25 protein-coding genes and 1 tRNA gene are annotated in these 24,298 nt (G+C 45.1%); 20 read left to right on the top strand and 6 right to left on the bottom strand.

Annotated features, from left to right (window positions below; all coding sequences use genetic code 11):
* Nucleotides 1–87: 87 nt before the first annotated feature.
* The 4 genes from dnaA to CHI14_RS29330 all read right to left on the bottom strand — a co-directional run bounded on the left by dnaA (nt 88) and on the right by CHI14_RS29330 (nt 6,046).
* Entirely contained in the window at nt 88–1,434 is a 1,347-nt protein-coding gene (dnaA, locus tag CHI14_RS29345) for a chromosomal replication initiator protein DnaA (RefSeq protein WP_095293517.1), read from the bottom strand.
* Between the two features lie 754 nt (nt 1,435–2,188).
* Nucleotides 2,189–3,736: a gluconokinase gene (gene gntK / locus CHI14_RS29340; RefSeq protein WP_095293516.1), complete on the bottom strand. Its 1,548-nt coding sequence runs from the start codon at nt 3,734–3,736 to the stop codon at nt 2,189–2,191.
* A gap of 63 nt (nt 3,737–3,799) precedes the next feature.
* On the bottom strand, nt 3,800–5,161 hold the full coding sequence (locus CHI14_RS29335) for a GntP family permease (RefSeq protein WP_095293515.1): 1,362 nt from the start codon (nt 5,159–5,161) through the stop codon (nt 3,800–3,802).
* A gap of 210 nt (nt 5,162–5,371) precedes the next feature.
* A complete protein-coding gene (locus tag CHI14_RS29330) occupies nt 5,372–6,046 on the bottom strand; it encodes a GntR family transcriptional regulator (RefSeq protein WP_095293514.1) in 675 nt (224 codons plus the stop codon).
* 806 nt (nt 6,047–6,852) lie between these two features.
* Here CHI14_RS29330 and rpmH point away from each other — a divergent pair.
* From rpmH to CHI14_RS29270, 12 genes are all read left to right on the top strand, one after another.
* Nucleotides 6,853–6,987 carry a 50S ribosomal protein L34 gene (rpmH, locus tag CHI14_RS29325; RefSeq protein WP_024629517.1) on the top strand — a complete coding sequence of 45 codons (135 nt, stop codon included), beginning with the start codon at nt 6,853–6,855 and terminating at the stop codon, nt 6,985–6,987.
* A 281-nt stretch (nt 6,988–7,268) separates the two neighbouring features.
* Nucleotides 7,269–7,619, top strand: a complete 351-nt coding sequence (gene rnpA, locus CHI14_RS29320) for a ribonuclease P protein component (protein ID WP_095293513.1) — start codon at nt 7,269–7,271, stop codon at nt 7,617–7,619.
* A 74-nt stretch (nt 7,620–7,693) separates the two neighbouring features.
* Nucleotides 7,694–8,572, top strand: coding sequence for a YidC/Oxa1 family membrane protein insertase (locus CHI14_RS29315; RefSeq protein ID WP_095293512.1), 879 nt, complete (start codon nt 7,694–7,696; stop codon nt 8,570–8,572).
* Complete coding sequence (jag, locus tag CHI14_RS29310; RefSeq protein WP_095293511.1) at nt 8,569–9,270, top strand: RNA-binding cell elongation regulator Jag/EloR; 702 nt, start codon at nt 8,569–8,571, stop codon at nt 9,268–9,270. The genes CHI14_RS29315 and jag overlap by 4 nt, the downstream gene beginning before the upstream one ends.
* A gap of 148 nt (nt 9,271–9,418) precedes the next feature.
* The gene (gene mnmE, locus CHI14_RS29305; RefSeq protein WP_095293510.1) at nt 9,419–10,795 is read left to right on the top strand and encodes a tRNA uridine-5-carboxymethylaminomethyl(34) synthesis GTPase MnmE; all 1,377 of its coding nucleotides are present in this window, start codon (nt 9,419–9,421) and stop codon (nt 10,793–10,795) included.
* Between the two features lie 216 nt (nt 10,796–11,011).
* A complete protein-coding gene (gene mnmG, locus CHI14_RS29300; RefSeq protein ID WP_095293509.1) occupies nt 11,012–12,901 on the top strand; it encodes a tRNA uridine-5-carboxymethylaminomethyl(34) synthesis enzyme MnmG in 1,890 nt (629 codons plus the stop codon).
* Nucleotides 12,901–13,626 carry a 16S rRNA (guanine(527)-N(7))-methyltransferase RsmG gene (gene rsmG, locus CHI14_RS29295; protein ID WP_095293508.1) on the top strand — a complete coding sequence of 242 codons (726 nt, stop codon included), beginning with the start codon at nt 12,901–12,903 and terminating at the stop codon, nt 13,624–13,626. The genes mnmG and rsmG overlap by 1 nt, the downstream gene beginning before the upstream one ends.
* Nucleotides 13,627–14,120: 494 nt before the next feature.
* Nucleotides 14,121–14,939 carry a nucleoid occlusion protein gene (noc, locus tag CHI14_RS29290; protein WP_095293507.1) on the top strand — a complete coding sequence of 273 codons (819 nt, stop codon included), beginning with the start codon at nt 14,121–14,123 and terminating at the stop codon, nt 14,937–14,939.
* A 185-nt stretch (nt 14,940–15,124) separates the two neighbouring features.
* Nucleotides 15,125–15,886: a ParA family protein gene (locus tag CHI14_RS29285; protein ID WP_095293506.1), complete on the top strand. Its 762-nt coding sequence runs from the start codon at nt 15,125–15,127 to the stop codon at nt 15,884–15,886.
* Nucleotides 15,879–16,724 carry a ParB/RepB/Spo0J family partition protein gene (locus CHI14_RS29280; protein WP_095293505.1) on the top strand — a complete coding sequence of 282 codons (846 nt, stop codon included), beginning with the start codon at nt 15,879–15,881 and terminating at the stop codon, nt 16,722–16,724. The genes CHI14_RS29285 and CHI14_RS29280 overlap by 8 nt, the downstream gene beginning before the upstream one ends.
* 177 nt (nt 16,725–16,901) lie before the next feature.
* Nucleotides 16,902–18,056: an aminotransferase class V-fold PLP-dependent enzyme gene (locus tag CHI14_RS29275; protein ID WP_095293504.1), complete on the top strand. Its 1,155-nt coding sequence runs from the start codon at nt 16,902–16,904 to the stop codon at nt 18,054–18,056.
* Between the two features lie 187 nt (nt 18,057–18,243).
* Nucleotides 18,244–18,744: a DUF4446 family protein gene (locus tag CHI14_RS29270; RefSeq protein ID WP_095293503.1), complete on the top strand. Its 501-nt coding sequence runs from the start codon at nt 18,244–18,246 to the stop codon at nt 18,742–18,744.
* Here the strand turns inward: CHI14_RS29270 and yyaC are convergent.
* Entirely contained in the window at nt 18,719–19,324 is a 606-nt protein-coding gene (yyaC, locus tag CHI14_RS29265) for a spore protease YyaC (RefSeq protein WP_095293502.1), read from the bottom strand. The genes CHI14_RS29270 and yyaC overlap by 26 nt on opposite strands.
* 160 nt (nt 19,325–19,484) lie before the next feature.
* On the opposite strand from yyaC, the gene CHI14_RS29260 reads away from it, so the two are divergent.
* From CHI14_RS29260 to CHI14_RS29245, 4 genes are all read left to right on the top strand, one after another.
* Entirely contained in the window at nt 19,485–19,736 is a 252-nt protein-coding gene (locus CHI14_RS29260) for a putative Se/S carrier protein (protein WP_095293526.1), read from the top strand.
* Nucleotides 19,737–19,751: 15 nt separating this feature from the next.
* The gene (locus CHI14_RS29255; RefSeq protein WP_095293501.1) at nt 19,752–20,708 is read left to right on the top strand and encodes a mechanosensitive ion channel family protein; all 957 of its coding nucleotides are present in this window, start codon (nt 19,752–19,754) and stop codon (nt 20,706–20,708) included.
* Nucleotides 20,698–20,907, top strand: a complete 210-nt coding sequence (locus tag CHI14_RS29250; protein WP_095293525.1) for a DUF951 domain-containing protein — start codon at nt 20,698–20,700, stop codon at nt 20,905–20,907. The genes CHI14_RS29255 and CHI14_RS29250 overlap by 11 nt, the downstream gene beginning before the upstream one ends.
* A 102-nt stretch (nt 20,908–21,009) precedes the next feature.
* A tRNA-Ser gene (locus tag CHI14_RS29245) sits at nt 21,010–21,100 on the top strand.
* 407 nt (nt 21,101–21,507) lie between these two features.
* Here the strand turns inward: CHI14_RS29245 and CHI14_RS29240 are convergent.
* Nucleotides 21,508–21,702, bottom strand: a complete 195-nt coding sequence (locus CHI14_RS29240; protein WP_095293500.1) for a YjzC family protein — start codon at nt 21,700–21,702, stop codon at nt 21,508–21,510.
* Between the two features lie 198 nt (nt 21,703–21,900).
* On the opposite strand from CHI14_RS29240, the gene rpsF reads away from it, so the two are divergent.
* The 4 genes from rpsF (at nt 21,901) to CHI14_RS29220 (ending at nt 23,848) form a co-directional block, all read left to right on the top strand.
* Nucleotides 21,901–22,194: a 30S ribosomal protein S6 gene (gene rpsF / locus CHI14_RS29235; RefSeq protein WP_024629534.1), complete on the top strand. Its 294-nt coding sequence runs from the start codon at nt 21,901–21,903 to the stop codon at nt 22,192–22,194.
* Between the two features lie 48 nt (nt 22,195–22,242).
* A complete protein-coding gene (gene ssb / locus CHI14_RS29230; RefSeq protein ID WP_095293499.1) occupies nt 22,243–22,728 on the top strand; it encodes a single-stranded DNA-binding protein in 486 nt (161 codons plus the stop codon).
* A 54-nt stretch (nt 22,729–22,782) separates the two neighbouring features.
* On the top strand, nt 22,783–23,055 hold the full coding sequence (gene rpsR, locus CHI14_RS29225; RefSeq protein WP_062327715.1) for a 30S ribosomal protein S18: 273 nt from the start codon (nt 22,783–22,785) through the stop codon (nt 23,053–23,055).
* A 202-nt stretch (nt 23,056–23,257) separates the two neighbouring features.
* Nucleotides 23,258–23,848, top strand: a complete 591-nt coding sequence (locus tag CHI14_RS29220) for a M15 family metallopeptidase (RefSeq protein WP_095293498.1) — start codon at nt 23,258–23,260, stop codon at nt 23,846–23,848.
* Nucleotides 23,849–24,298 lie beyond the last annotated feature (450 nt).

The following is a 24,298-nucleotide window of genomic DNA, read 5'->3' as shown; positions in this document are numbered from 1 at the left end:
GCACTGAATATGTGGATAAGTGGGTACAAACCCATAAAATTAAGCCTATCCACATGTGTACACGTTGTGCATAGGCTTGGGACTTGTTCAGGTTGGATTCTTAATTTTTTCGGTTAAGTTGTTGATAACTTTGTAGAGCTCCTGATCGGATTTGATCGATTGGGAGATTTTTTCGTGCGCATGAATCACAGTTGTATGATCTCGTCCTCCGAAGGCTTCCCCAATTTTGGGCAGGGAGAAATCGGTTAGTTCACGCGATAGATACATGGCAATCTGTCTAGGGAAAGCAACGGCTTTGGTCCGCTTCCGTGCTTTGAAATCTTCAAGCTTAAGGCTGTAATACTCGCCGACCTTTTGTTGGATGTCTTGAATAGTGATCATTTTAGGACGGCTGGAAGGAATGATATCCTTCAATGCTTCTGCAGCCAGATGAGTCGTAACGTCTTGATTCGTCAGTGAAGAGTAGGCAACCACCCGAATTAGTGCGCCTTCCAGTTCACGAATATTGGTATCGATCTGGTTGGCGATGTACATCATTGCTTCGTTAGGAATATCGAGGTTTTCCGCACGCGCCTTTTTCCGCAAAATGGCGATCCGTGTCTCGAGATCCGGAGGCTGGATATCCGTAATGAGTCCCCATTCAAAGCGGGAACGAAGCCGCTCTTCCAAAGTCGGAATTTCCTTCGGTGGTCTGTCGCTGGAGATAATGATCTGTTTCCGTTCCTCATGCAGCGCATTAAACGTATGGAAAAATTCCTCTTGTGTTGATTCTTTTCCCGCCAAAAACTGAATATCATCTATAAGCAGAATATCGACATTCCGGTACTTGTTACGGAAGCTCTCCCCGCGGTTGTCACGGATGGAGTTAATGAATTCGTTCGTGAATTTCTCAGATGACAAATAAACAACCTTGCTCCCCGGATCATGCTCCAAAACGTAATGGCCAATGGCATGCATCAAGTGGGTTTTGCCGAGTCCAACTCCCCCGTATAAAAACAAAGGATTGTATGCTTTGGCGGGCGCTTCAGCGACCGCCAGCGATGCGGCATGGGCAAAACGGTTGCCTGGTCCAATGACAAATGTATCGAATGTATATTTGGGATTCAGCATGCTGAGAACCGTTTCTTCCTGAACTACCGTAGGCGTTGGCGCCGGCAGCTGCGGATCCGGTTCAGCAGGCTTGTTCTCTTCGATGACAAATTTCACATCGACTTGCTTGCCTAGCAGTTCATATACTGTCGAGCCTACCAATTTGGTGTAACGGCTCTCCAGCCATTCGACGGCAAACGTAGTCGGCGCGGAAATGACAATTGAACTGTCATTCAGCTTCGTTGCTTTGGTTGCTTTGAACCAGGTATCGAAGCTGGGTTTGCTGAGCTTGTTTTGTATGATTGATAAAATTTGCTGCCATAAATCAGAAGTATGGCTGTCCACAGACTGTCACTCCTTTTACATGTTCCAAGTGTGGCTTAAGCCATGATGCAGTGTCGAAATACGAGATATATTGTTGAATTTATCCCCAAACCCCCGCAGGTCGAAAACAAAAAAAGAATGAACAACGGAAAATTGTTCACAACTTTATCCACAGGCTGTTGATAATATTATGGGTCAGATCACATATTCACATCCAAAAGTAATACAATCATAGCAAAAGAAGCCCCGCATTTCAACGTATCGCGAGATTTTATCCACAAATTCAATAACTTGTGTATAATTTTTAATCACAACACAATATATTGTTTATAAATTGTTTAATTTTCGACAGGATGACCCAAAAAGCCAAAATGTTTTATACACAGGTTGTTCGTCGAAAATCGCTAAATTGTGTGTAAAATGACTCCTGAGTTGTGAATAACACATCTGTGGATAACCACGAATTCAGAATGATCGTTTTGGGGATCTGTTGAATTAACCTCTTTAACCTCATTTGGGGTTGTATGCAATCATCAGAGATTCGCAGCAATGATAGTAGAGGCAGACAAGCTGATTAACACTAAAAGGAGGTCAGTGGAAGCGCTGGCCGGATAGGGGAAGGAAGTCATAAAATTCGGCGTAAATGCCGGATGGGGAGAATAGATTGAATCAAAAAATTGAATCAAATATATGGACAAAAAAGAGGTTGTTCCTTAAGGCCAGCGTGTGGTCTAAGTGAACAACCTCTTTTTTTGGTGATTCAATGAGGGAACCGTTACTTGGTTCTTAAGGACAATTTGCGTTGGAATTCCGCAATATCTGCATATTCCTCTTCAAGTTTGCGCGAAATGCGAATGAAAATCGGGAGCAGTTCCCGGTAAATTGCTGCGTTTTCTCTAATAGGGGTGTGTCTGTGCGTTGTCCCCACCATTGAAGAGACAGCATGAAGTGACTTGATTCGCCCTGTGGCATAAAGACCGAGGACTACAGCACCCAGACAGGAGCTCTCGAAGCTCTCGGGGACGACGACCTCCTGATTGAAAATATCGGACATCATCTGACGCCAGAGAGGGGAACGTGCGAATCCGCCGGTAGCCTGAATGGAGGTAGGTTGTCCGATCTGTTCTTCCATGGCCAGCAGGACCGTATACAGGTTGAAAATGACTCCTTCCAGGACAGCACGAATCATGTGCTCTTTCTGGTGATGGAGGGTTAAACCAAAGAAGGAACCACGGGCATCCGGATTCCATAAAGGGGCACGCTCTCCTGACAAATAAGGATGGAATAGTAGTCCTTCAGAGCCTGGGCTGACTCGCTCAGCAATTTTGGTGAGGACGTCATATGAGTTGATGCCCAGTCTTTTTGCTGTTTCCACTTCTGATGCTGCAAATTCGTCACGTACCCAGCGAAATAGCATGCCACCGTTATTCACAGGCCCACCCACGACCCAGAGATCCTCCGTGAGGGCATAACAGAAGGTCCGTCCTTTGGGATCGGTAACAGGGCGATCAACGACCGTACGAATGGCACCACTGGTACCAATGGTTGCTGCCACGACTCCAGGGTCGATGGCATTTACGCCGAGATTGGATAGCACTCCGTCACTTGCCCCGATCACAAAAGGAGTAGAGGGGGAGAGACCCATTTTCTCTGCACATTCGGTGTCCATTCCCTCTATTGTATATGTCGTGGGCACAAGCTTCGAGAGATGGTCAGGTGTGATTCCTGCAACCTCCAGTGCCTCCGTATCCCAATCCAGTTGTTCCAGGTTGAGAAGACCGGTACAGGAGGCGATGGAATGATCTACTATATATTGTCCAAACAAACGGAAGAACAGATATTCTTTAATGGAGATGAACTTGGCTGTGCGCTTAAATAGGTCTGGTTCATCATGACGCAGCCACATGAGTTTGGTTAGGGGAGACATGGGATGGATTGGTGTACCTGTGCGCAAATAGATCCGATGACCTTGCCCACTCTCCTGTAATTGGGCTGACCAAGCTGCACTGCGGTTATCCGCCCACGTGATGCAGCGAGTGAGCGGCTTATGATCCTGGTCCATGGCAATCACACTGTGCATGGCAGAGCTGCAGGACAAAAACATGATTTGTCCTGCACTTACACTGCTCTGATCCATGACTCCACGTACGGAGCGAATAGCTGCTTGTACAATTTCCTCGGGATCCTGCTCAGCTACATCAGGAGCAGGTGTATATAGAGGATATTCCTGAGTGGAAGTGCTCACAACCTCACCTTGCTCCGTAAATAATACGGATTTGGTGCTGGTAGTCCCGATATCCATGCCAATCATATATTTTTTCATTTGGTGTAATCCTTCTTTCCCTTGATACAGTAAAATTTATCTTCTAATAGATACAATCTTGTCTTAGATCACGGTACTCAGCAGCAAAATAAAGATCAATCCGACAACGGATAATAGTGTTTCCATAACGGTCCACGTTTTCAGTGTCTGGGAGACGCTCATATTAAAGAACTCCTTAATCATCCAGAAGCCTGCGTCATTCACGTGGGACAAAACAAGTGATCCAGCACCAGTAGCAAGTACAACCAGCTCAATATTGGCTCCTGGAGTTAATGCAAGAACCGGAGCAACGATACCAGCCGCCGTTGTCATGGCAACTGTTGCCGAGCCTGTGGCTACCCGGATCAGTGCCGCAACCAGCCAAGCAAACAAAATGACGTTGATATTGGCGTGAGTGGCAACTTCAGCAATCGCATTGCCGACACCGCTATTAATCAGGACCTGCTTAAACGCACCGCCACCACCAATAATGAGGATGATGGTCGCCGTAGGCGCCAGACATTCACTGGTGAAACGGGAAATGTCGTGTTTGGTAAATCCGCGTGCGAAGCCGAGCGAAAAGAGGGCAAACACAACAGATATCAACAGGGCAATAATCTCATGCCCGATAAATTCACTGAAGACTGTAAAGCCACTTGTAGCATTGGGATCTACGATATTGGCAATGGAGCCAATTAGCATTAGGATGACGGGCAGCAATATCGTAAACAGGGTAATGCCGAACCCTGGAAGATTGGTGTTTTTCTTCGTTGCGAACTGCTCCGCCAGCTCCGCTGGCGGTTCAGTGTGTATTCTTTTGCCGATAAACTTACCAAACAAAGGACCTGCGATAATCGCTGTCGGAATACCAACAATGAGGGAGTACAAAATGGTTTTCCCCAAATCGGCGTTGAATGCATCAATAGCGATCATTGGAGCCGGGTGTGGTGGAACCAGACCATGTACAGTCGACAGTCCGGCCAAAATCGGAATCCCGATCTGCAGGAGAGACATATTGGTTTTACGTGCAACGGTGAAAATGATCGGAATCAGCAGAATTACACCAACTTCGAAGAAGACAGGTATACCTACAATAAAACCAACGATCATCATGGCCCAGTGCACACGTTTAACACCAAAGCGATCGACTAGTGTGGTTGCAATGCGCTCGGCACCGCCTGATTCGGCCATCATTTTACCCAGCATCGTGCCAAGCCCGATGACTATGGCTATGGTTCCAAGCGTACCGCCGAGTCCGCCTGTAATGGAAGAGATCACATCGGCGGGTTTCATACCGGCAAGCAGACCAAGCATTAAAGCGGATAATAAAAGGGTAACGAAGGGATTCCATTTATATTTGGAGATCAATACGATCAGAAATACGATCGCAATCAATGTCCATACCAACAATGTTGCATTATGGGATAGTCCAAAAAGAGTGCTCATGATGTATGCTCCTTTGTTTTGAATATAAACGCTTACAAGTGAATTCGCCGTCAGGGAAGGTTGTCTCCCTTTAACATGCCCAAAAATTGAAACTAAATCGCATTTTGTATACTTGTCGACAACTTAGATGACAATCCATCCATTTGGATGTGATTGCGGACGGTGGTCAGTATATAAACCAAAGTCGAAAAAATAAACTTTCTGACATTGTCAGGAGTCGAAGCTCTCATGCAGGGTTTTGCCGGAATCCTGAAAGTACGTACGCACGCCGGCCTGAATGGATGCTTTGTCACCTGACTCTAGTGCTTCAATCAGCAATCGGTGTTTTTGAATTACAGCGCTTACTTTTGGATGGCCCTGATCAAACACCCTGCGGGTTGTTAGCAGCATAACCGTCATGACAACATAACGAATGCTTCTCCATAAATGTGAAATACGGGAATGCTCGGCTGCCTCAATGATGGTCTCATGGAAAGTCAGATCCTGAAAAGCAAATTCGACAGCATCCTGATGGCGACCTGCCAGCTCCATTTTGTCCAGTATATTACGAAGCGAAGTAATCAATTGCTCGGGAACAGACCCTGCTAATCGCTGCTGGACAAAGCTTTCAATTAAAAAACGGACGTCGTACAGCTCTTCAACATCCTTGATTTTCAATCCAAGGACAACCACACCCATCCGTTCAAGCCGAATCAGTCCTTCATTCGACAGTGTTCTCAGTGCTTCGCGGACAGGTGAACGACTGCTGTCAAAATCAGCGGCAATTCGATTTTCAGACAAAATCTCTCCAGGACGCAGGATTCCACTGATGATGCGCAGCCTTAATTCGCAGGCGATGGCTTCCCCGCGGGAAGCTCCCTGCAGCCAGGAAGAAGGAAACAACATAATGGCTAACGCTCCTATTCAAGTAATCAGTTCTCTAGGCCCAATACTCGGTAATTCATCCCAATGGACCTGTACACTGATCATAGCATAACCTTTTTGCAGTTTGCATGCTGCCTGATGAAGAAGCGAAAGTCCTTAGCTTATTTTCCTAATACCGTTTTCAAAGAGCCAAAGTTCAGTACTTTTGTAAATCAAAAAGAGTGTAAAGTAACGCGGATATTCTCTTCATGAATACTTAAGTATACTTGTATACAAGATGTGATTTTTATCCTACACCTTTCTTGAAAGCTTGTAAACCTTCAAATTAAAGCGGATACATTAAATTTTAAACAAGGCCTAACATACAATAAAATGTACTACATAAGTTGAGAAAATAATCAGTAAGTTTATCGCCTTCAGAAGAGGAAAATGATGTATAAAGGAAAGCGGCAATACGAAAAAAAAAGGCGAAGTTGAATTCGTTATCCACATGTGAATAACTTCTGGCTAATGAAGTAGAGGATGAGAGATGAGCGAGAGGTCCAAATTGGGGTGTGGATAACCGTTGGAGTGATGGATGAAGTGACAGCGCGAGGCTTGTTGGGGATAACTTTTTTCGTTTCAAAAATTATTTTATTCAAATCAAAATCTGCTTAAGTGTTACGAGCTCTGAGGGGCAGGCTGGAAAAGGCTATAAAAAGAGGGAGAAGTGAAGTGGGTTAGAGTTGACTTTTCCAGGTGTACGTGGTTAAATGTATAAAGGTGTTTTCTGTGAAGATGAAAATGATTCATCACATAAGTATTTCCTTGTAAGGAGGTGCAATACATTGAGACCTACATTCAAACCGAACGTAAGCAAACGTAAAAAAGTTCATGGTTTCCGGAAAAGAATGAGCACGAGCAACGGCCGTAAAGTTTTGGCTGCACGTCGCCTGAAAGGCCGTAAAGTCCTGAGTGCTTAATGCATGAGAAGACCACCGAGGTGGTCTTTTTTTTCTTAAATGAGTCATTTCAGACTGGATGCTGATATAGATCGGGTCTGAATTGGCTGCGAAAAAGGGCGAAAGTGTCTATTTCTTTATTGAAAAAGGATCTAACTTTGTCACGAAATTTTTAAAAAAGTTTCCTTATATATAATGAAGTTGTCGTTAGAACAGTTTACCGTTATTCAAGAAAGCCTATACTAAATCAGTAATGAGGCCTCCGTCAATATGGATGGTGGAGAACAGCAAGGAGAAGCGCCGTGTATAAAAGACTGCGTTTGCGAAACCGGGCGGACTTTAGCCGCGTATACCGGTATGGGAAATCTTTTGCCAATCATCAATTTGTGGTGTATGGCTGCCGCCGTAAAGATACGGAGCAATTCCGGGTAGGTGTATCATGCAGCAAGAAAATCGGAAACGCTGTCGTACGAAACCGGATGAGACGCATGATTAAGGAAATTATAAGGCACCATGAAAAAGAGATTGTCACACAGATGGACCTGATCTTCATCGTGAGAAAAGGTGCGCTGGACATGACCTATCAGGAAATGGAGAAAAGTCTGCTGCACGTTATGCGCAAAGCGGCTCTTCTTAAGCCTAACAAACGGTAAGCTTCGGTTTATTTGTCCTCCTAATTATGGTATGATTTACGGTGGAATGGAATGGTTAAGAGAGGGGTTATGAAGTGTCGCGATTGAAGACATCAAAGGGGAAGTGGATTCTCCTCATTGCAGTCATTGCAATGGTCACCGTACTAGCGGGGTGTACTCCGCAAGGATCCGGGGTTACGACGGAAGATCTGAAAAACAGTGACTCATTCTGGCAAAGCAATGTTGTTTACTGGTTCTCACTGGCGCTCGATACATTCGCCAACTGGTTTAACGGTGAATATGGACTAGCTGTCCTAGTTATGGTGCTGATTGTGCGGACGTTAATTTTGCCACTAACAATGAAGCAGGTCCGCAGCTCCAAAGCCATGCAGGCAATTCAGCCGCAGTTGAAGGAGATTCAAGCCAAGTATAAAGATACACCTGAGAAAGTTCAGCAAGAAACGATGAAGTTGTTTCAGGAGAACAAAGTTAATCCGATGGCGGGTTGTCTGCCGCTTATCATTCAGATGCCGATTTACATCGCACTTTATAACTCAATTTACGGAAACTCCAGTCTGAGAACCCATGATTTCTTGTGGCTCCAGCTCGGGGAACCGGATCACCTGTTTATTTTGCCGGTGCTGGCTGCGATCACTACATTCATTCAAACATGGATGATGATGCGTATGAACCCTGCACAGCAAGTGGGACCAATGCAGTTCATGCTGTGGGTTTACCCTATCTTGATTTTCGTAATGTCTTACCAGTTCCCGTCAGCGTTGCCGCTGTACTGGTTCTATAGTAACATCTACACGATCGTGCAAAACTATTTCCTTTACCGGAATAATGATAAAGTCGTGGCTGAAGTCAACGTGAAGCAGAATAGTTCCTCCAAAAATGGAGCTAAACGCAAAAACGGTGGCAAGGCAACCGTCTCTGGAAAAGGGTCGAAAGGGGCCAAAAAATCGAAATGACCAAAGTCATTGCGTCAGGAAAAACCGTTGAAGATGCTGTAAACCAAGGATTGGCTGAGCTTGGCGTGAGCCGGGACAAGGTCGAGATACAAGTGTTAGAGCAGCCGTCAAAAGGATTCCTGGGTTTGATCGGGGTAAAGGCGGCGAAAGTTGAAGTGAAACTTCTGCCTGTGCCCGAAGCTGTACCACAGCGGGTCGAGCCGGCCGCACATGTACCTCAGGTTGAAGCTAAACTTGAGGATGTCGCAGCTAAAAATCCCTATGAGGAAGCGGCTGCTTTCTTAAAAGAAGTAGCAGCAGGTATGGGACTGGATGTTGAAGTGGATATCAAAAAGCAGCGGGATGGACATATCTTCAATATTGCCGGGGAAGATCTTGGCATGATTATTGGCAGACGTGGACAGACGCTCGATGCACTTCAATATCTAACGAACATTGTAGCTAACCGTTATTCGGAAAGTTTCGTTCGAATTGTACTGGATGCGGAAAATTTCCGCCAACGCCGCCGGAAGACGCTTGAGGATCTGGCTGAACGTCTGGCTGGACAAGCGATCCGTTCTGGCAAGGAAGTTGTTCTGGAGCCGATGCCTCCACTCGAACGCAAGGTCATTCATGCGAAACTGCAAAACCACCCGCAGATTAAGACGTACAGCAAGGGCGAAGAGCCCAATCGGCGTGTGGTCATCATGACGAAATAACACGAAATTGAAGACGCAATGGCTTCCTGCCCGGTGCAGAAGCCATTGCTTTTTTCGTAAATAAGTATATTGGTAAGAATTTAACAAGTGAAATTCATATGTGATCCGTAAGGACAACCATTTTAAAATAGAGCAGGGAGAGATAACGATGATCAGTGATACGATCACAGCGATATCCACGGCTGTTGGGGAAGCGGGCATAGCAGTTATCCGGGTCAGCGGTCCGGATGCAGTATCGGAGACGGAGAAAATTTTCCGCAGTAAAACCCCTTTAACCCAAGCAGCATCTCATACAGTTCACTATGGTCATATCATTGAACCTGGCAGTGGGGAGAAGATTGAAGAAGTACTGGTTACGGTAATGCGAGCACCTCGTTCGTTTACGACAGAAGATGTGGTTGAGATTAGTGCTCATGGTGGAGTAGTCTCAGTGAAGCGGGTTCTGGATCTCCTGCTTCAGCTCAATATTCGCCTTGCGGAGCCGGGTGAATTCACAAAGCGTGCTTTCCTGAATGGACGGATCGATCTGTCACAGGCGGAAGGCGTTATGGATCTTATTCGTTCCAAGTCGGATAGAGCATTCTCGGTAGCACTCAAACAAGTGGAGGGTAAGCTCTCCTCCAAACTGCGTGATCTGAGACATACCTTGGTGGAAACGCTGGCTCATATTGAAGTGAACATTGACTATCCCGAGCATGATGTGGAGTCCTTAACTGCTGATTTTATTAAAGAAAAATCCAGTCTGGTCATGACTGAAATTGATAAATTGCTGGTAACGGCAGAACAGGGCAAGATACTACGTGAAGGAATTACGACGGCAATTGTAGGGCGGCCGAACGTAGGGAAATCTTCTTTGCTCAATGCGCTCGCTCAGGAGAATCGGGCTATTGTAACGGACATTCCGGGAACAACACGCGACGTAATTGAGGAATTTGTAACGATTAACAACATTCCGCTCAAGCTGCTGGACACAGCCGGCATTCGGGAAACGATGGACGTTGTCGAGAGAATCGGGGTAGAACGTTCCCGCTCCGCAGTAGCAGAGGCAGATCTGTTGTTGATGGTGATCAATGCGGCAGAACCATTGCATGAGGATGAGATCGAATTACTGGAACAAATCCGCGGTAGACAATCAATTATCATTATGAATAAAATGGACTTAGCTCCGCAGGCTGACCGCGACATTTTGCTTCGCTACATTCCGGAAGAGCGCCTTGTTCCGATGTCAGTGAAGGATGATCTGGGTGTCGATCGTTTGGAGGAGGCCATTTCGACCTTGTTCTTCAGCGGCAAGCTGGAATCGGCTGACTTGACGTATGTCAGCAATGTGCGTCATATTGCTTTGCTCAAAAAGGCAAAACAGTCCTTGATTGACGCATATGAAGCTGCTGAACAGCTCATTCCAATCGACATGATTCAGATTGATGTGCGTCTGGCGTGGGAGCACCTTGGTGAGATTGTGGGAGATACGGCACATGATGCATTGATTGACCAGATCTTCTCCCAATTCTGTCTAGGAAAGTAAAATGAACAAACATACTTTCTGCGAAAAGTAGTATGATAATGAGGTCCATTTTCTTGTGAATGGTCAGCATGGCAATGACGTCTGTAGGAATCACAGACTTGATGGCTTGATATAGATCGGAATGTCCCCAGCTGAATAGGGAGAGCATTCAATATTTTTACAATAGACCGTGGGCATGGGATTCAAATGTGCTGCGGCATAAGGAGGTAAACAAGAATGGCTTTTGATGGCGGCAGCTATGATGTAATTGTCGTTGGTGCTGGACATGCGGGTGTGGAATCAGCACTGGCCGCAGCCCGTATGGGTTCCAAAACACTGATGATTACAATAAATCTGGATATGGTGGCCTTCATGCCTTGTAACCCATCCATTGGGGGACCGGCTAAAGGACATGTTGTGCGCGAAATTGATGCGCTTGGCGGTGAGATGGGACGGAATATCGATAAGACGTTTATTCAGATGAGAATGCTCAACACAGGGAAAGGTCCTGCAGTTCACGCTCTGCGTGCTCAGGCAGACAAGTTCTCTTATCAGCACAAAATGAAAGAAACGATGGAGAACGAGCGCAACCTCACTATGCGTCAAGGCATGGTGGATCGCTTGATCGTCGAAGACGGGAAATGTGTGGGGGTAGTAACGCAGACGGGTACAGAGTACCGTGCTCAGGCTGTTGTTTTGACTACAGGCACATATCTGCGCGGTAAAGTCATTATGGGTGAATTGATGTACGAAAGCGGACCGAACAACCAACAGCCTTCACTCAAATTGTCCGAGCATTTGCGGGAACTTGGATTCGATCTGGTTCGTTTCAAAACAGGTACACCACCTCGTGTGCATAAGGATACAATTGATTTCAGCAAAACGGAAATTCAACCTGGCGATGATGAGCCGAAGTTCTTTTCGTATGAGACAGAGTCTTCTGAAAATGAACAGCTGCCATGCTGGTTGACCTACACTTCGGTTGAAACCCATCAGATCATTAATGATAACCTGCATCGTGCACCGATGTTCTCGGGTGTCATTGAAGGTACCGGACCGCGTTACTGCCCATCCATTGAAGACAAAATTGTTCGTTTCAGCGACAAGCCGAAACATCAGATTTTCCTGGAGCCAGAAGGTAAAAATACCTCAGAGTACTATGTACAAGGACTATCTACCAGTCTGCCGGAGGATGTTCAGCTTGCCGTCCTTCGCTCGATTCCCGGAATGGAAAAAGTGGAAATGATGCGTAATGGATATGCCATTGAATACGATGCGATGGTACCTACACAGCTCTGGCCTTCACTTGAAACCAAACGTCTGCCAGGTCTGTTCACGGCCGGACAAATCAATGGTACTTCCGGTTATGAAGAAGCGGCAGGACAGGGGATCATGGCTGGGATTAACGCTGCACGCAAAGTACAAGGCAAAGAGCCTGTTATTTTGGATCGTTCCCAAGGCTATATTGGCGTGTTGATTGATGATCTGGTGACGAAGGGAACAAATGAGCCTTATCGTTTGCTCACATCACGTGCCGAGTATCGTTTGCTGCTTCGTCATGATAATGCAGATCTGCGTTTGACCGAGATTGGTCATGATATTGGTCTGGTTTCAGAAGAGCGTTATGCTAAATTCCTCGACAAAAAAGCCAAAGTGGATGCAGAAGTTGAACGTCTAAAAGCGGCTAAAGCACGCCCTGCGGATGTGAATCCGAAGCTTGAAGAGTTTGGCTCGACTCCAATTCAGGATGGAAGCACACTGCTTACCCTATTGCGTCGTCCGGAAATTACGTATGACTGGGTTGAACAGGTTTCACCTTCTGAGGTAGAACTGACAGCAGATATGAAGGAACAAGTAGAGATTCAAATCAAATATGCGGGTTATATTGAGAAACAATTGATCCACGTGGAACGTTTGCAAAAGATGGAGAAAAAGAAAATTCCGGATACGATTGAGTATAATGATGTTCATGGTCTGGCTATGGAAGCGAAGCAAAAACTATCCACGATCCGCCCCATTTCAATTGGGCAGGCTTCCCGGATTGCTGGGGTAACTCCTGCGGACATTTCCATTCTGCTCGTCTACTTGGAGCACTATAACCGTGTAACCGCAGCAAGGGGACAATAATGGACGATATTCAACAGCAATTGCAGCTTCGACTGAAAGAGCATGGTTTGGAGCTTGATGAACGTCAGCTGGAACAGTTCGAACTGTATTTTCAGGAGCTGGTATCCTGGAATGAAAAGATGAACCTGACAGGGATAACGGAACGGGAACAGGTGTATACGAAGCATTTTTATGACTCGGTATCCCTGGCCTTCTATACAGATATGACCAAAGTGGAAAAGCTTGCGGATATTGGATCTGGAGCAGGCTTTCCCGGTATTCCGCTCAAGATATGCTTCCCGGATATAAAGCTGACCATTATTGATTCGCTCAACAAACGCATTGGCTTTCTGCAGCATGTCGTGGATACACTCGGTCTAACCGAGGTTGAATTAATTCATGGCCGGGCAGAGGAGCTGGGGCGCAAAGACGGATATCGGGACAGCTACGATCTGGTTACTGCGCGCGCAGTAGCTAAGCTGGCAGTGCTGAATGAATTCTGTTTGCCTTTCGTTCGCAAAGGTGGGATGTTTGCCGCAATGAAAGGCGGAGACCCTCGTGAAGAAATGAAGGAAGCAGAATTTAGCTTCAATCAGCTGAGAGGACGGGTAAAAGCCGTTCATCCATTCCAGCTGCCAGTGGAAGAGTCAGCCCGTCATATCATCTTGATACAAAAGTTTGATAAAACGCCTCACAAATATCCTCGTAAACCGGGGACTCCACTCAAGACACCATTGGTACAGTAAATCAATGTTGGGTAAACCAATATATTTTGCTTACTTTGTGGGTGGATTATAAAATAATTAGTTTTGTCATTTAGTAAGTCAGACTAGAAAAATATTGAAGAGGATGTTTCACGTGAAACATCCTCTTTTTATTTTCAGATACATATACAAAGCGAGTATCATTTCAAAAATAAACCGATAAAAAAAGGAGAAAACGAGGGTAAAACCGACAAGATGCTCGGATGAAAAGCAGGAAAATTAGGAGGGTTTAAAGAATAGGTTAGAATAGGATTATGATAGAAAAGATGATAGAATAGAAGTAACCGATCCTGTGTATCAGAGATCATAGATTATATATAAATAGATTTGGCAAGAAGTATAGACATTTCATCAGAACGTGGATGTAGAAAGCAAAACTTATTCGAAGAACGACAACATATGAGGGGTCGCATATAGAATAGGAAGCACCTGCACTGCTGCGGGAGCTATTACGAAACTAGGTGGTAATATACGGAATGAAAGAACAATTTTCGAAGTTGTTTGGTTTGGCGGAGCGCAATAACGGAGATGAAGTGAAACAAATTCCGGTAGGTGAAATAGTAAGCAGCCCTTATCAACCTCGTACGATTTTTGACGATGATAAAATTGATGAGTTGTTGCAGACAATTAAAACCCATGGAGTCATTCAACCCATTGTTGTCCGTGTGCGGAATGGATCATATGAGATTATTGCCGGGGAACGTCGCTGGCGTGCGGTTCGAAAACTGGGACTAGAGCATATTCCAGCCATTGTGCGCGAATTTAATGACTCTCAGGCCGCTTCCATTGCCTTGATTGAGAACCTGCAGCGTGAAGGGCTCACGGCTATTGAAGAAGCGGTTGCTTATCAAAAGTTGATTGATCTTCACCAATTGACGCAAGAGAGTCTTGCGCAGCGATTAGGCAAAAGCCAATCAACCATTGCCAATAAAATTCGGTTGTTACAACTCCCGGAAGGGATTAAGACTGCACTGATGGAACGGAAAATATCCGAACGTCATGCAAGAGCTTTGCTTTCACTGGACTCGGAAGAACTGCAAATGAAATTGCTCAGCGAGATTATTGAAAAAGAGCTGAACGTAAAACAAACCGAAGCAAGAGTTGCCTTTTACAAGGAAGCTTCCAAAATCAAAAAGTCCAAACGCATTTCATTTACCAAAGATGTCAGACTCGCGCTAAATACGATTCGCCAATCCATTGATATGGTATCTGGTTCTGGTATGGATATCAAAACAAAAGAAGCCGATCACGAAGATCATTATGAGATCGTCATTCATATTCCTAAACGCAAATAGTTGAAGCTTAAGGCGGCAATGGGGCCGCTTTTTCTGTCTATAGAGCTGGTTGACGTCTGTATTGAAGACGTGCTTGAAGAACGGAACGGTAGTTGTTGTTTGTGTGGACGATAGCCACCTGCTTTTAGTTAACTGTATCTCACAACCTACAAGAAAAGACTCCTATTTTATTTGAGGTGAAGTAATTGTCTAAGATTATGGCCGTAGCAAATCAAAAGGGCGGTGTGGGGAAAACGACGACATCTGTTAACTTGGGTGCTGGACTGGCTTCACTCGGGAAAAGGGTACTGCTTGTCGATATTGATCCTCAGGGAAATACGACTAGCGGAGTCGGAATCAACAAAGCAGATGTGGCCAATTGTATATATGATGTCATCATTAATGAAGTACATCCTCAGGAAGCCATTGTGGAAACTCAGATTGAAGGGCTTCATATCATACCTGCAACGATTCAACTTGCCGGAGCCGAGATTGAGTTGGTATCCACCATATCACGTGAAGTTCGTTTGAAAAAATCCCTCGCCATGGTGAAAAAAAACTATGATTACATACTGATCGATTGCCCACCATCTCTTGGCATGTTAACGATCAACTCGTTGACCGCTTCCGACTCGGTGATCATTCCGATCCAGTGTGAGTACTACGCACTTGAAGGGCTGAGCCAACTGCTTAACACGGTCCGCCTCGTGCAGAAACATTTGAATACCTCTCTGCAAATAGAGGGAGTGTTGCTCACCATGTTTGATGCTCGTACGAACCTGGGGATCCAGGTGATTGAAGAAGTGAAGAAGTATTTTCAACAGAAGGTGTATCAAACGATTATTCCGCGTAATGTGCGACTTAGTGAAGCCCCTTCGCATGGGCAGTCCATTATTACGTATGATCCCCGTTCACGAGGAGCAGAAGTGTATTTAGAGCTCGCAAAGGAAGTGATATCGTATGAGTAAGCGGCTCGGAAAAGGTCTCGATGCCCTCATTCCATCGCTTTCAATAAATGACGATGACAAGGTTGTAGAAATTCCAATTGCCCAGTTGCGGGCAAACCCTTATCAGCCACGGAAGGTATTTGATGAGGATGCGATTCATGAACTGGCAGAGTCCATACGTCAACACGGTGTGATACAGCCAATTATCGTACGTACGGTACTGAGAGGTTATGAGATTATTGCCGGGGAACGGCGGTTTAGAGCTTCTCAATATTGCGGTAATGCAACAGTGCCTGCAGTTGTTCGTAATTTTAGTGATCAGCAGGTTATGGAAATCGCTCTGATTGAGAATTTGCAACGGGAAAATCTCAATGCGATGGAAGTGGCTGTAGCCTATCAAGGCCTGATGGATCAGTTCTCGCTGACACAGGAAGAGCTGTCTGTCAAAGTGGGGAAATCCCGTTCTCACATCGCTAACTTCTTGCGTTTGCTTTCGTTACCGGAAGAAGTGAAAGACCATGTTTCACGTGGAACATTGTCCATGGGTCATGCACGTGCCATAGTCGGTGTGAAGGATCAGGATATGGTGAAACAGCTGGCCAAACAAACCATTGACCAACAATGGAGTGTACGTGAACTGGAAGAAGCGGTACAGCAGCTGGATCGTTCCAAGACGGGTGAAGCCAAGGCCAAATCCAAACTCAAGAAAAAGGATCCGTTCATTGACACGGTGGAGGAATCCTTGCGTGAGCGTTTCAAAACAACAGTGAAGATAAAGCACAACAAAGATAAAGGCAAAATCGAGCTCAACTACTACAGCAAACAGGATCTGGAGCGATTGTTGGAACTGCTTCAATAGACAATCCTTTAGATTAACTTACAACATGCGGGGCTTTTTTCATCTGATGACATATCGCCTCTGTACGATGGAGAAACGATATGTCATTATTTTTTCTGTGTTTTCTTATTCAGCACTGGCCTTTATGATTGGTTTTATGGTGGATCGCTCAATGAACAGGACAGAGGTGGTTGTGAGGTGAAGGAAGTCATTTATCTGGATCATGCTGCGACATCATGGCCTAAGCCGCCTGCTGTTGGTGAAGCCATGCTGCATGCCCTTGATGTCGCCGGTGCCAACCCGGGCAGAGGCAGCCATCGAATGGCTGTTCAAGCAAGCCGTGTACTTTTTGACACGAGGAAGGTACTATCCAGTCTTTTTGGTATCAGTAATGCCAATGATATTGCACTCGGTTCCAATACGACAGAAGCGTTGAATCTTGCAATCCAAGGCAGCTTGCGAGAAGGTGATCATGTCATTGCTACAATGGCGGAGCATAACTCGGTCAGGCGGCCTTTGGAATACATGCGACGGATCCGAAATGTAGAAGTGGATTATGTACCTGTGAATGCTGCAGGTGATATTGATCTGGTTCAACTCGAACGTTTGTTTCGTCCAAACACGAGATTGGTTGTATGTACACATAGTTCCAACTTGCTTGGCAGCATTTTACCTATTGGCGAGATATCGCTGATTAGCCGTAAATATGGGGCGACATTTCTCGTAGATGCCGCCCAGAGTGCTGGCATTATGCCAGTGGATGTACAACAGCTCGGTATCGATATGCTGGCGTTTCCAGGACATAAGGGTCTGCTCGGTCCACAGGGGACGGGAGGCCTTTATATCGCTCCGGAGATTGATCTCGAACCGCTTCTTCATGGAGGAACAGGCAGTCAGTCTGAAGCCATTCAGCAGCCGCTTGTTCGTCCAGACCGATATGAGGCAGGAACTCCGAATACCGTAGGTATGGCAGGGCTGGCTGCCGGTGTGAAACATGTGATGCAATTGACTCCTGAAGCAATCTATAAGTATGAGTGGGAACTAACTCAACATATGATGCAAGGGTTAACATCTGTAGCAGGAATTCGGATGCTTGGGCCAGAGCTTGGACAACCACGTACCGGGTTGGTATCCTTTACAGTAGAGGGATATGATTCTGCTCAGCTAGCTTTTCAACTGGATCGCCGTTATGGCATTGCTGTGCGTTCCGGTTTTCACTGTACACCACTTGCTCATGAATCGGCCGGAACCACATTGAGCGGAGCCGTCAGAGCCAGTGTAGGATATTCAACAACTAGCCAAGAGATAGATGCTCTAATTCATGCAGTAAACGAACTGACAATGCCGCGGTAACTACGACGATCGGTATCAAGGGGCAGCAGATTAGAGAGATATCTATTGAAATTGGAAAATAGTTGATTAGTTACTATAGATAAAGGGTTTATTTATTAGGGGAAGGTCTAACGAATGTACGATCGCTCGTTGGCAAAAATGAACGGACAGGTTAATGAACAAACAAACAGAGGGGTAGTTGCACTACATGGCTGAATTAAACGAGCTGATTCTGGAACAGCTGCTATGGATTATTGGCGGAATGGCATTATTATTGGTGATCTTACTGATTGTAAGTATTGCCCAAGGCGCAAAGTTACGTAAGTTCAAACGGAAATATGAAGCGATGATGGCTGGCAGCGGAGTAGAGGACCTGGAATCGTTGTTGATCAATCTGAAAATTCAGATGGACAGCATTGAGGACGAGCATAAATTGCAGACTAGTCAGATCCAGGCAGTCATGCAAAAACTGACCCGTATCCAGGGTAAAGTGGGTGTGAAACGTTATAATGCCTATGGAGAAAGAGGCAGTGATCTGAGTTTCTCCATGGCCATGATTAACGATAATGACGATGGGATGATCCTCACAGGGATCTATAATCGTGATGGTTCTTATGTGTATGCCAAACCTCTTAAAGGGGGAGAGTCATCTTATACACTATCCCCTGAAGAGAAGGAAGCCATTACTCTGGCACAGCAAGCAGAGTAGAGCGTGTATGCCATTCGCGAATGGCTGAGTAAAGACTGCTCGCTATAATTTCAGACATGCGCATGACAAGACTAAGCCGTGTGTTTTGCAAAACAAAGTATTCCATAAAGCCGCCGACGTTAACGATACCTGTAAGATGGATATCGCCGACCGGCGGTAATTCTTTATTTACACCCGCACCAGGCTTGAGCGGCCCATTGACCACCTGAATACAGCCTACACTGGAGGATTGCCCGAGGCAGGCGTCTATTCCTATTATATAGGGGTTATGGTGTGTATTTTGAATGGTGTTCAGGGTGTCCTGAAGGTTCATTGCATGCACAGGTTCGTCCAATGTACCATAGAGGTGAAATAGGGGGCTGTCCCACTTGGCAAGCGAAGAGCCTACCAGAGGACCAAGACAGTCTCCTGTGGAGCGATCTGTGCCGATGCAGACAATAACGACATTTTGCAGAGAGTGTGCCTTATAGAGATGAAACATTAAACGATGTATAATGGCGGAGTGTATGCCTGGGTCGGTATGTGGTATCTTCAAACTGGTCATATCTTGGGATGAATAAGAACGCGAATTGGGATTCATAGGATCTATCCTTTCCCCTTGAGAATGGTAGTAACAGTATATGGAAGGATAGAAGGTTTTATACTTCGTAAGGACAAGCTTTTTCCTAAAGGTTTACACCGAGAGGAATAACCCATGGATGATGCTTGGAAATGGAAAGGAGCCGGATATGGACGAGTGGATGGATGATTGGATGCTGATTGCCTTTGATTCTACCCAGCAGGCTTTGCGTGCGGAAATGCTGCTAGAATTTGCCGAGATTGAAATTGACTTATTTCCTACCCCTAAAGAGATTACGGCAGGCTGTGCCCTCTGTATACAGTTTCCAAAAGAAGATCTGGCAAGAGTGCAGCAGATCATTCGGAACGAGTTTGTAGAGATCCGGGGCCTCTATTTTAAAACCGAAGACAGCTATGATAACATACCCATGTAGAGGAGGTCGGAATTAATGCTGCCATTTAGGTTTTTCACTGCAGCTCCTGCTGAAGGGGATGCTCCTACACCCTTAGAAGAAACCGTAAAAAGTGCTGTCAGCTGGACTGATAAGTTGTGGAATTCAGTTACCGATGCGGATATGTGGCTAAACATTCTGTTCAGCTCGATTCGAATTGTTATTATTTTTATTATCACCCGTATTGTAATCAAAATTGTATATCGTATTATCGATCGCAGCCTCGAACGAAAGCAGGAAGGCAAAGTCCGTGTAAACCCACGCAGGTTTGTCACGGTAGGTGAATTGCTCAAAAATGCGACCTCCATAACATGTAATTTCATTATGATTCTGTTACTGTTATCAGAGATCAATATACAAGTTGGACCCCTACTGGCTAGTGCAGGTGTACTTGGACTTGCCATCGGTTTTGGTGCACAGGGATTAGTGAAGGATGTTATTACGGGTTTCTTCATTATATTGGAGGACCAGTTCGCTGTAGGGGATGTTATTCAGACAGGTACCTACAAAGGGACCGTTGAAGTCATCGGCTTGAGAACAACCAAGCTGGTTAGCTGGCAAGGTGAAGTTCATATTATTCCGAATGGTACGATTGCCAGTGTGACAAACTTCTCCATGTCCAATTCACTTGCTGTGGTGGACATCCCGATGAAGGGTGATCAAACGTTGGATGAATCTGTTCATTTGGTCAAGCAGGCTCTGGTTGGAATTGAAGACCGGGATCTCAATATTGTAAAAGTTCCGGATGTGCTCGGCATTCAATCGATGACCACTTCAGAGTACGTCGTTCGGATCGTTGCAGAGTGTATGCCAAACTCCAGAGGCTCTGTAGAGCGTCAAATTCAGAGTGATATAAAGAAAACGATGGAGTATCATGAGATGGGTAAGCTCGCAGCATTGGAACAGGCAGCCGGACAGGAGAAGGATGAAGGGGATGGTACTGGTGGAGCGTAAGAGTTTCCAGCTTGGAGACATTGTACAGATGAAGAAGCAGCATCCCTGTGGAAGTAATGAGATGGAGATTATTCGGATGGGGATGGATATTCGAATCAAATGTGTAGGCTGTAAACACAGTGTACTCATTCCGAGAGCAAAGTTTGAGAAAAACATGAAAAAAGTTCTTCGCTCGGCCGAGGATGCTCCAGAATCTTAAATGCAAGTCTGTGGTAAAATGCATACCGTAACAACGTTTTCATGCATACGCAGCACAGGTATTGCGTTCTGCATTTGATCGTGCTATAATCAGTATTGCTGCGGAAAGGTACCCAAGAGGCCCAAGGGGGCTGACTCGAAATCAGCTAGGCGTGTCACAGCGTGCGTGGGTTCGAATCCCACCCTTTCCGCCACTTACAGCATTTATGCAATGGCATTTCAATGAACTCCGTTATATTGAGTATTATAAAGCGAACAGACCTTCCTCGAATGGAAGGTTTTTTTATTTATTTTATACAACAAAAAAAGTCTACGACATAAAACAAAAGAGCCCCGAAGGGCTCCTTGTAGGCGATACATCGGTTAGTTAGGAAACAATCGGTCGTAAGATCAGAAACCTGGCGTACTGCTAATGCAATACTCGTGCTCAGACGAAGGGCCTTACACACTACCACTTGCTTCTTAGATTACGTGACGAATCTCCAACATTACACGATCGGCTGCGTTGTCCAACGGAACCACACCTCTCTCGTGTACCGCCTGATTGTATTATGTGCATTATTACGTTTTATATACATGTGTTATTAAATAATAATTTCCTTTAATGAACACGGGCTTTCGTTAATCTCTTCCACTTTCGGTTTTGGTTGCTCGTTTCAGGAAAGGATTCCCCCTTTTTGAGGGTTATCCGTCTAGGGTTTTGTATTTCGGTATGGAAGCTTTTTTCTCCGACTTCCGTGTACTCTCCATCATTCGGTGCTTTGTCACCTTTTTCAAACTCGGTTTGTTCGCCCATGGTAAGACCTCCTCAGATATTTTCTTATTACTGCATCCATAGTGTCTCCAGAACTCGAATGAACATGTACCAATAGAAACAGGGAACGTTTGCTTGCATTGATGTCTTATTTTTGTTATATTAATATAGTTCGAGTTTGTGCTCGTTCCTTGCTCTCAACCTGGATTGAGGGCCAGAGTCCATAAGGAGGTGAAAATTATGCGCAAATATGAAGTGATGTACATTATTCGTCCTGACGTTGAGCAAGAAGTTGTTCAAGCTACAGTCGATAAATTCCAAGGCATCATCTCCAACGGCGGTGGTGAGGTTACTGCTCACGACGTTATGGGTAAACGCCGTCTTGCGTATGAGATCAAGAAATTCCGTGATGGTGTTTATGTTCTGGTACACTTCACTGCTGAACCAGCAGTAGTTACTGAGCTTGAGCGTCTCATGAAGATTTCTGACGAAGTAATTCGTTATCTCATTACGAACGATGTTAAGTCTGCCTAAGACAACTCGTGATTAACGCACCAATACGCTCTGAAGGAGGGGATTACATTGTTGAACCGTGTCATTCTGATCGGCCGGTTAACCCGGGATCCTGAGTTGCGTTACACTCCAGCAGGAGTAGCAGTTACGCAATTTACTTTGGCGGTGGACAGACCGTTTACAAGCCAAGGGGGAGAGCGGGAAGCGGATTTCATTCCGGTCGTAACCTGGAGACAGCTTGCTGAGACTTGTGCAAACTATTTGCGCAAAGGACGCCTAGCTGCAGTCGAAGGACGCATTCAAGTACGGAACTACGAGAATAACGAAGGTAAACGTGTATACGTGACCGAAGTCATTGCCGATAATGTCCGTTTCTTGGAGTCAGGTAACCGTGATAATAACGGTGGCGGCGGTGGGCAACCGATGCGTGAAGAGCCTTCTTATGGAGGCGGCGGGCGCGCGAACAATAACAATAATTCGCGTAGCAACAATCAGGATCCTTTTTCCGATGACGGAAAACCGATTGATATATCGGATGATGATTTGCCATTTTAACGTGAACCGTCACTCTAGAGTGGATGGTTTAACGATAGGAAAGGACTGAAAAGCATGAGCTTCAAGCAAAGAGAAGGCGGAGACAACGATAAAAGACCGGCTCGCCGTGGCGGCCGTAACAAACGTCGTAAAGTGTGCTTCTTCACAGCTAACAAAATTACTCACATCGATTATAAAGATACGGACTTGCTTCGTAAATTTATCAGCGAACGTGGAAAAATTTTGCCACGCCGTGTAACAGGTACTAGCGCTAAATATCAACGCATGCTGACGATCGCGATCAAACGCTCCCGTCAAATCGCATTGCTGCCATACACAACTGAGTAGTCTTACTCAGCTTGCATACGAAGCAGCCGGCTTATAGCCGGTTGCTTTTTTTATGTTTTGAAACGAACGAGAACCTGATCGAAATGATCGTGGAAGAAGTAATTGGAATGCAAATCATTTATAATAGAATAGATTATGATTTGAGTAAGTAATTAGCTGACCCGTATTCCAGTTATGACAGATCAAAACATCAGGAGTGCATATGAAGAAAATCAAGAAAAAAGAGCAGCGGAAGCAAAAGAAAAGTTTGCGTTTTTGGTTAATAGCGACGCTGCTGATTTCCGTTTTATACGTGTGGTTACAAGAGAAAGAGGATACTTACGAAATTTGGCCAGATTATACTAGAGAAGCTGCACCTATCACAGGTCTCCATCCCGTCGTGGCAGAAAGTGAGCAGTTACTGGTACGCAAAGCAGCCCGGCGCGGTATAGATATCGTTATTACCCATGGTTATCGAAGTATAGAAGAGCAGGATGAGCTGTTTAATCAAGGTCGCTCCACCGCTGGGAATATAGTTACGAATGCCAGGGGCGGGGAATCATATCATAATTATGGACTGGCTATTGATTTCGCACTTCGGACGCCAGATGGTGATGTAGTATGGGATATGGAGCGTGATGATAACGGCAATGGACAAGCTGACTGGATGGAAGTTGTCGATATAGCCAAGGAGTTAGGATTTACATGGGGAGGCGACTGGGCTAATTTTCCGGATTATCCTCATCTGCAGATGGATTTTGGCTTAAGCATCAATGAGTTGAAGCGTGGCAAACGCCCGCCGGATTCGCCATAAGGGATATAATTAAAATACAATATAACGTATAAATATCGGAAAAGCCTTGCATTTTGCAGGGCTTTTTTCATTCTTTTGTAAAAAAAATGATAAAAGATTACAATTAGTCCTTTACAGCAGCAAATAAATAAAACTATACTAGAATAACTAGAATTTTAACACAGACTTAATGAATAGCATAAAAATAATCGCATAGACATAAATTTGCTAAAAAGACAGCTGACATAGAAGAAACAAATTAAAACGAATATTTACCACGAACCTAACATATATATTTTAAAATTAAATCGATTCGACATGTAAGTACGTAATATACGTAAGGTACATGTTATATATTTAATATTCTCACTCTCCTACTTCAGAACCTCACGCGAAAAAAGTCGAAATAGTATCGAAATCCCCTTGATAAGTACCTTAAAAATATAACTAATACCCAAAACTATGATATAA

The organism is Paenibacillus sp. 7516 (assembly GCF_002272715.1).
In the GTDB taxonomy this organism is placed as follows: domain Bacteria; phylum Bacillota; class Bacilli; order Paenibacillales; family Paenibacillaceae; genus Paenibacillus; species Paenibacillus illinoisensis_A.
This window is presented reverse-complemented; position numbering and strand designations above follow the sequence as displayed.

Coding starts and splice junctions, on each gene's coding strand:
- gntK (WP_095293516.1), bottom strand. CDS start 3,736: ATGAAAAAATATATGATTGGCATGGATATCGGGACTACCAGCACCAAA.
- CHI14_RS29335 (WP_095293515.1), bottom strand. CDS start 5,161: ATGAGCACTCTTTTTGGACTATCCCATAATGCAACATTGTTGGTATGG.
- CHI14_RS29330 (WP_095293514.1), bottom strand. CDS start 6,046: ATGTTGTTTCCTTCTTCCTGGCTGCAGGGAGCTTCCCGCGGGGAAGCC.
- jag (WP_095293511.1), top strand. CDS start 8,569: ATGACCAAAGTCATTGCGTCAGGAAAAACCGTTGAAGATGCTGTAAAC.
- mnmE (WP_095293510.1), top strand. CDS start 9,419: ATGATCAGTGATACGATCACAGCGATATCCACGGCTGTTGGGGAAGCG.
- mnmG (WP_095293509.1), top strand. CDS start 11,012: ATGGCTTTTGATGGCGGCAGCTATGATGTAATTGTCGTTGGTGCTGGA.
- rsmG (WP_095293508.1), top strand. CDS start 12,901: ATGGACGATATTCAACAGCAATTGCAGCTTCGACTGAAAGAGCATGGT.
- noc (WP_095293507.1), top strand. CDS start 14,121: ATGAAAGAACAATTTTCGAAGTTGTTTGGTTTGGCGGAGCGCAATAAC.
- CHI14_RS29280 (WP_095293505.1), top strand. CDS start 15,879: ATGAGTAAGCGGCTCGGAAAAGGTCTCGATGCCCTCATTCCATCGCTT.
- CHI14_RS29270 (WP_095293503.1), top strand. CDS start 18,244: ATGGCTGAATTAAACGAGCTGATTCTGGAACAGCTGCTATGGATTATT.
- yyaC (WP_095293502.1), bottom strand. CDS start 19,324: ATGAATCCCAATTCGCGTTCTTATTCATCCCAAGATATGACCAGTTTG.
- CHI14_RS29260 (WP_095293526.1), top strand. CDS start 19,485: ATGGATGATTGGATGCTGATTGCCTTTGATTCTACCCAGCAGGCTTTG.
- CHI14_RS29255 (WP_095293501.1), top strand. CDS start 19,752: ATGCTGCCATTTAGGTTTTTCACTGCAGCTCCTGCTGAAGGGGATGCT.
- CHI14_RS29240 (WP_095293500.1), bottom strand. CDS start 21,702: ATGGGCGAACAAACCGAGTTTGAAAAAGGTGACAAAGCACCGAATGAT.
- rpsF (WP_024629534.1), top strand. CDS start 21,901: ATGCGCAAATATGAAGTGATGTACATTATTCGTCCTGACGTTGAGCAA.
- rpsR (WP_062327715.1), top strand. CDS start 22,783: ATGAGCTTCAAGCAAAGAGAAGGCGGAGACAACGATAAAAGACCGGCT.
- CHI14_RS29220 (WP_095293498.1), top strand. CDS start 23,258: ATGAAGAAAATCAAGAAAAAAGAGCAGCGGAAGCAAAAGAAAAGTTTG.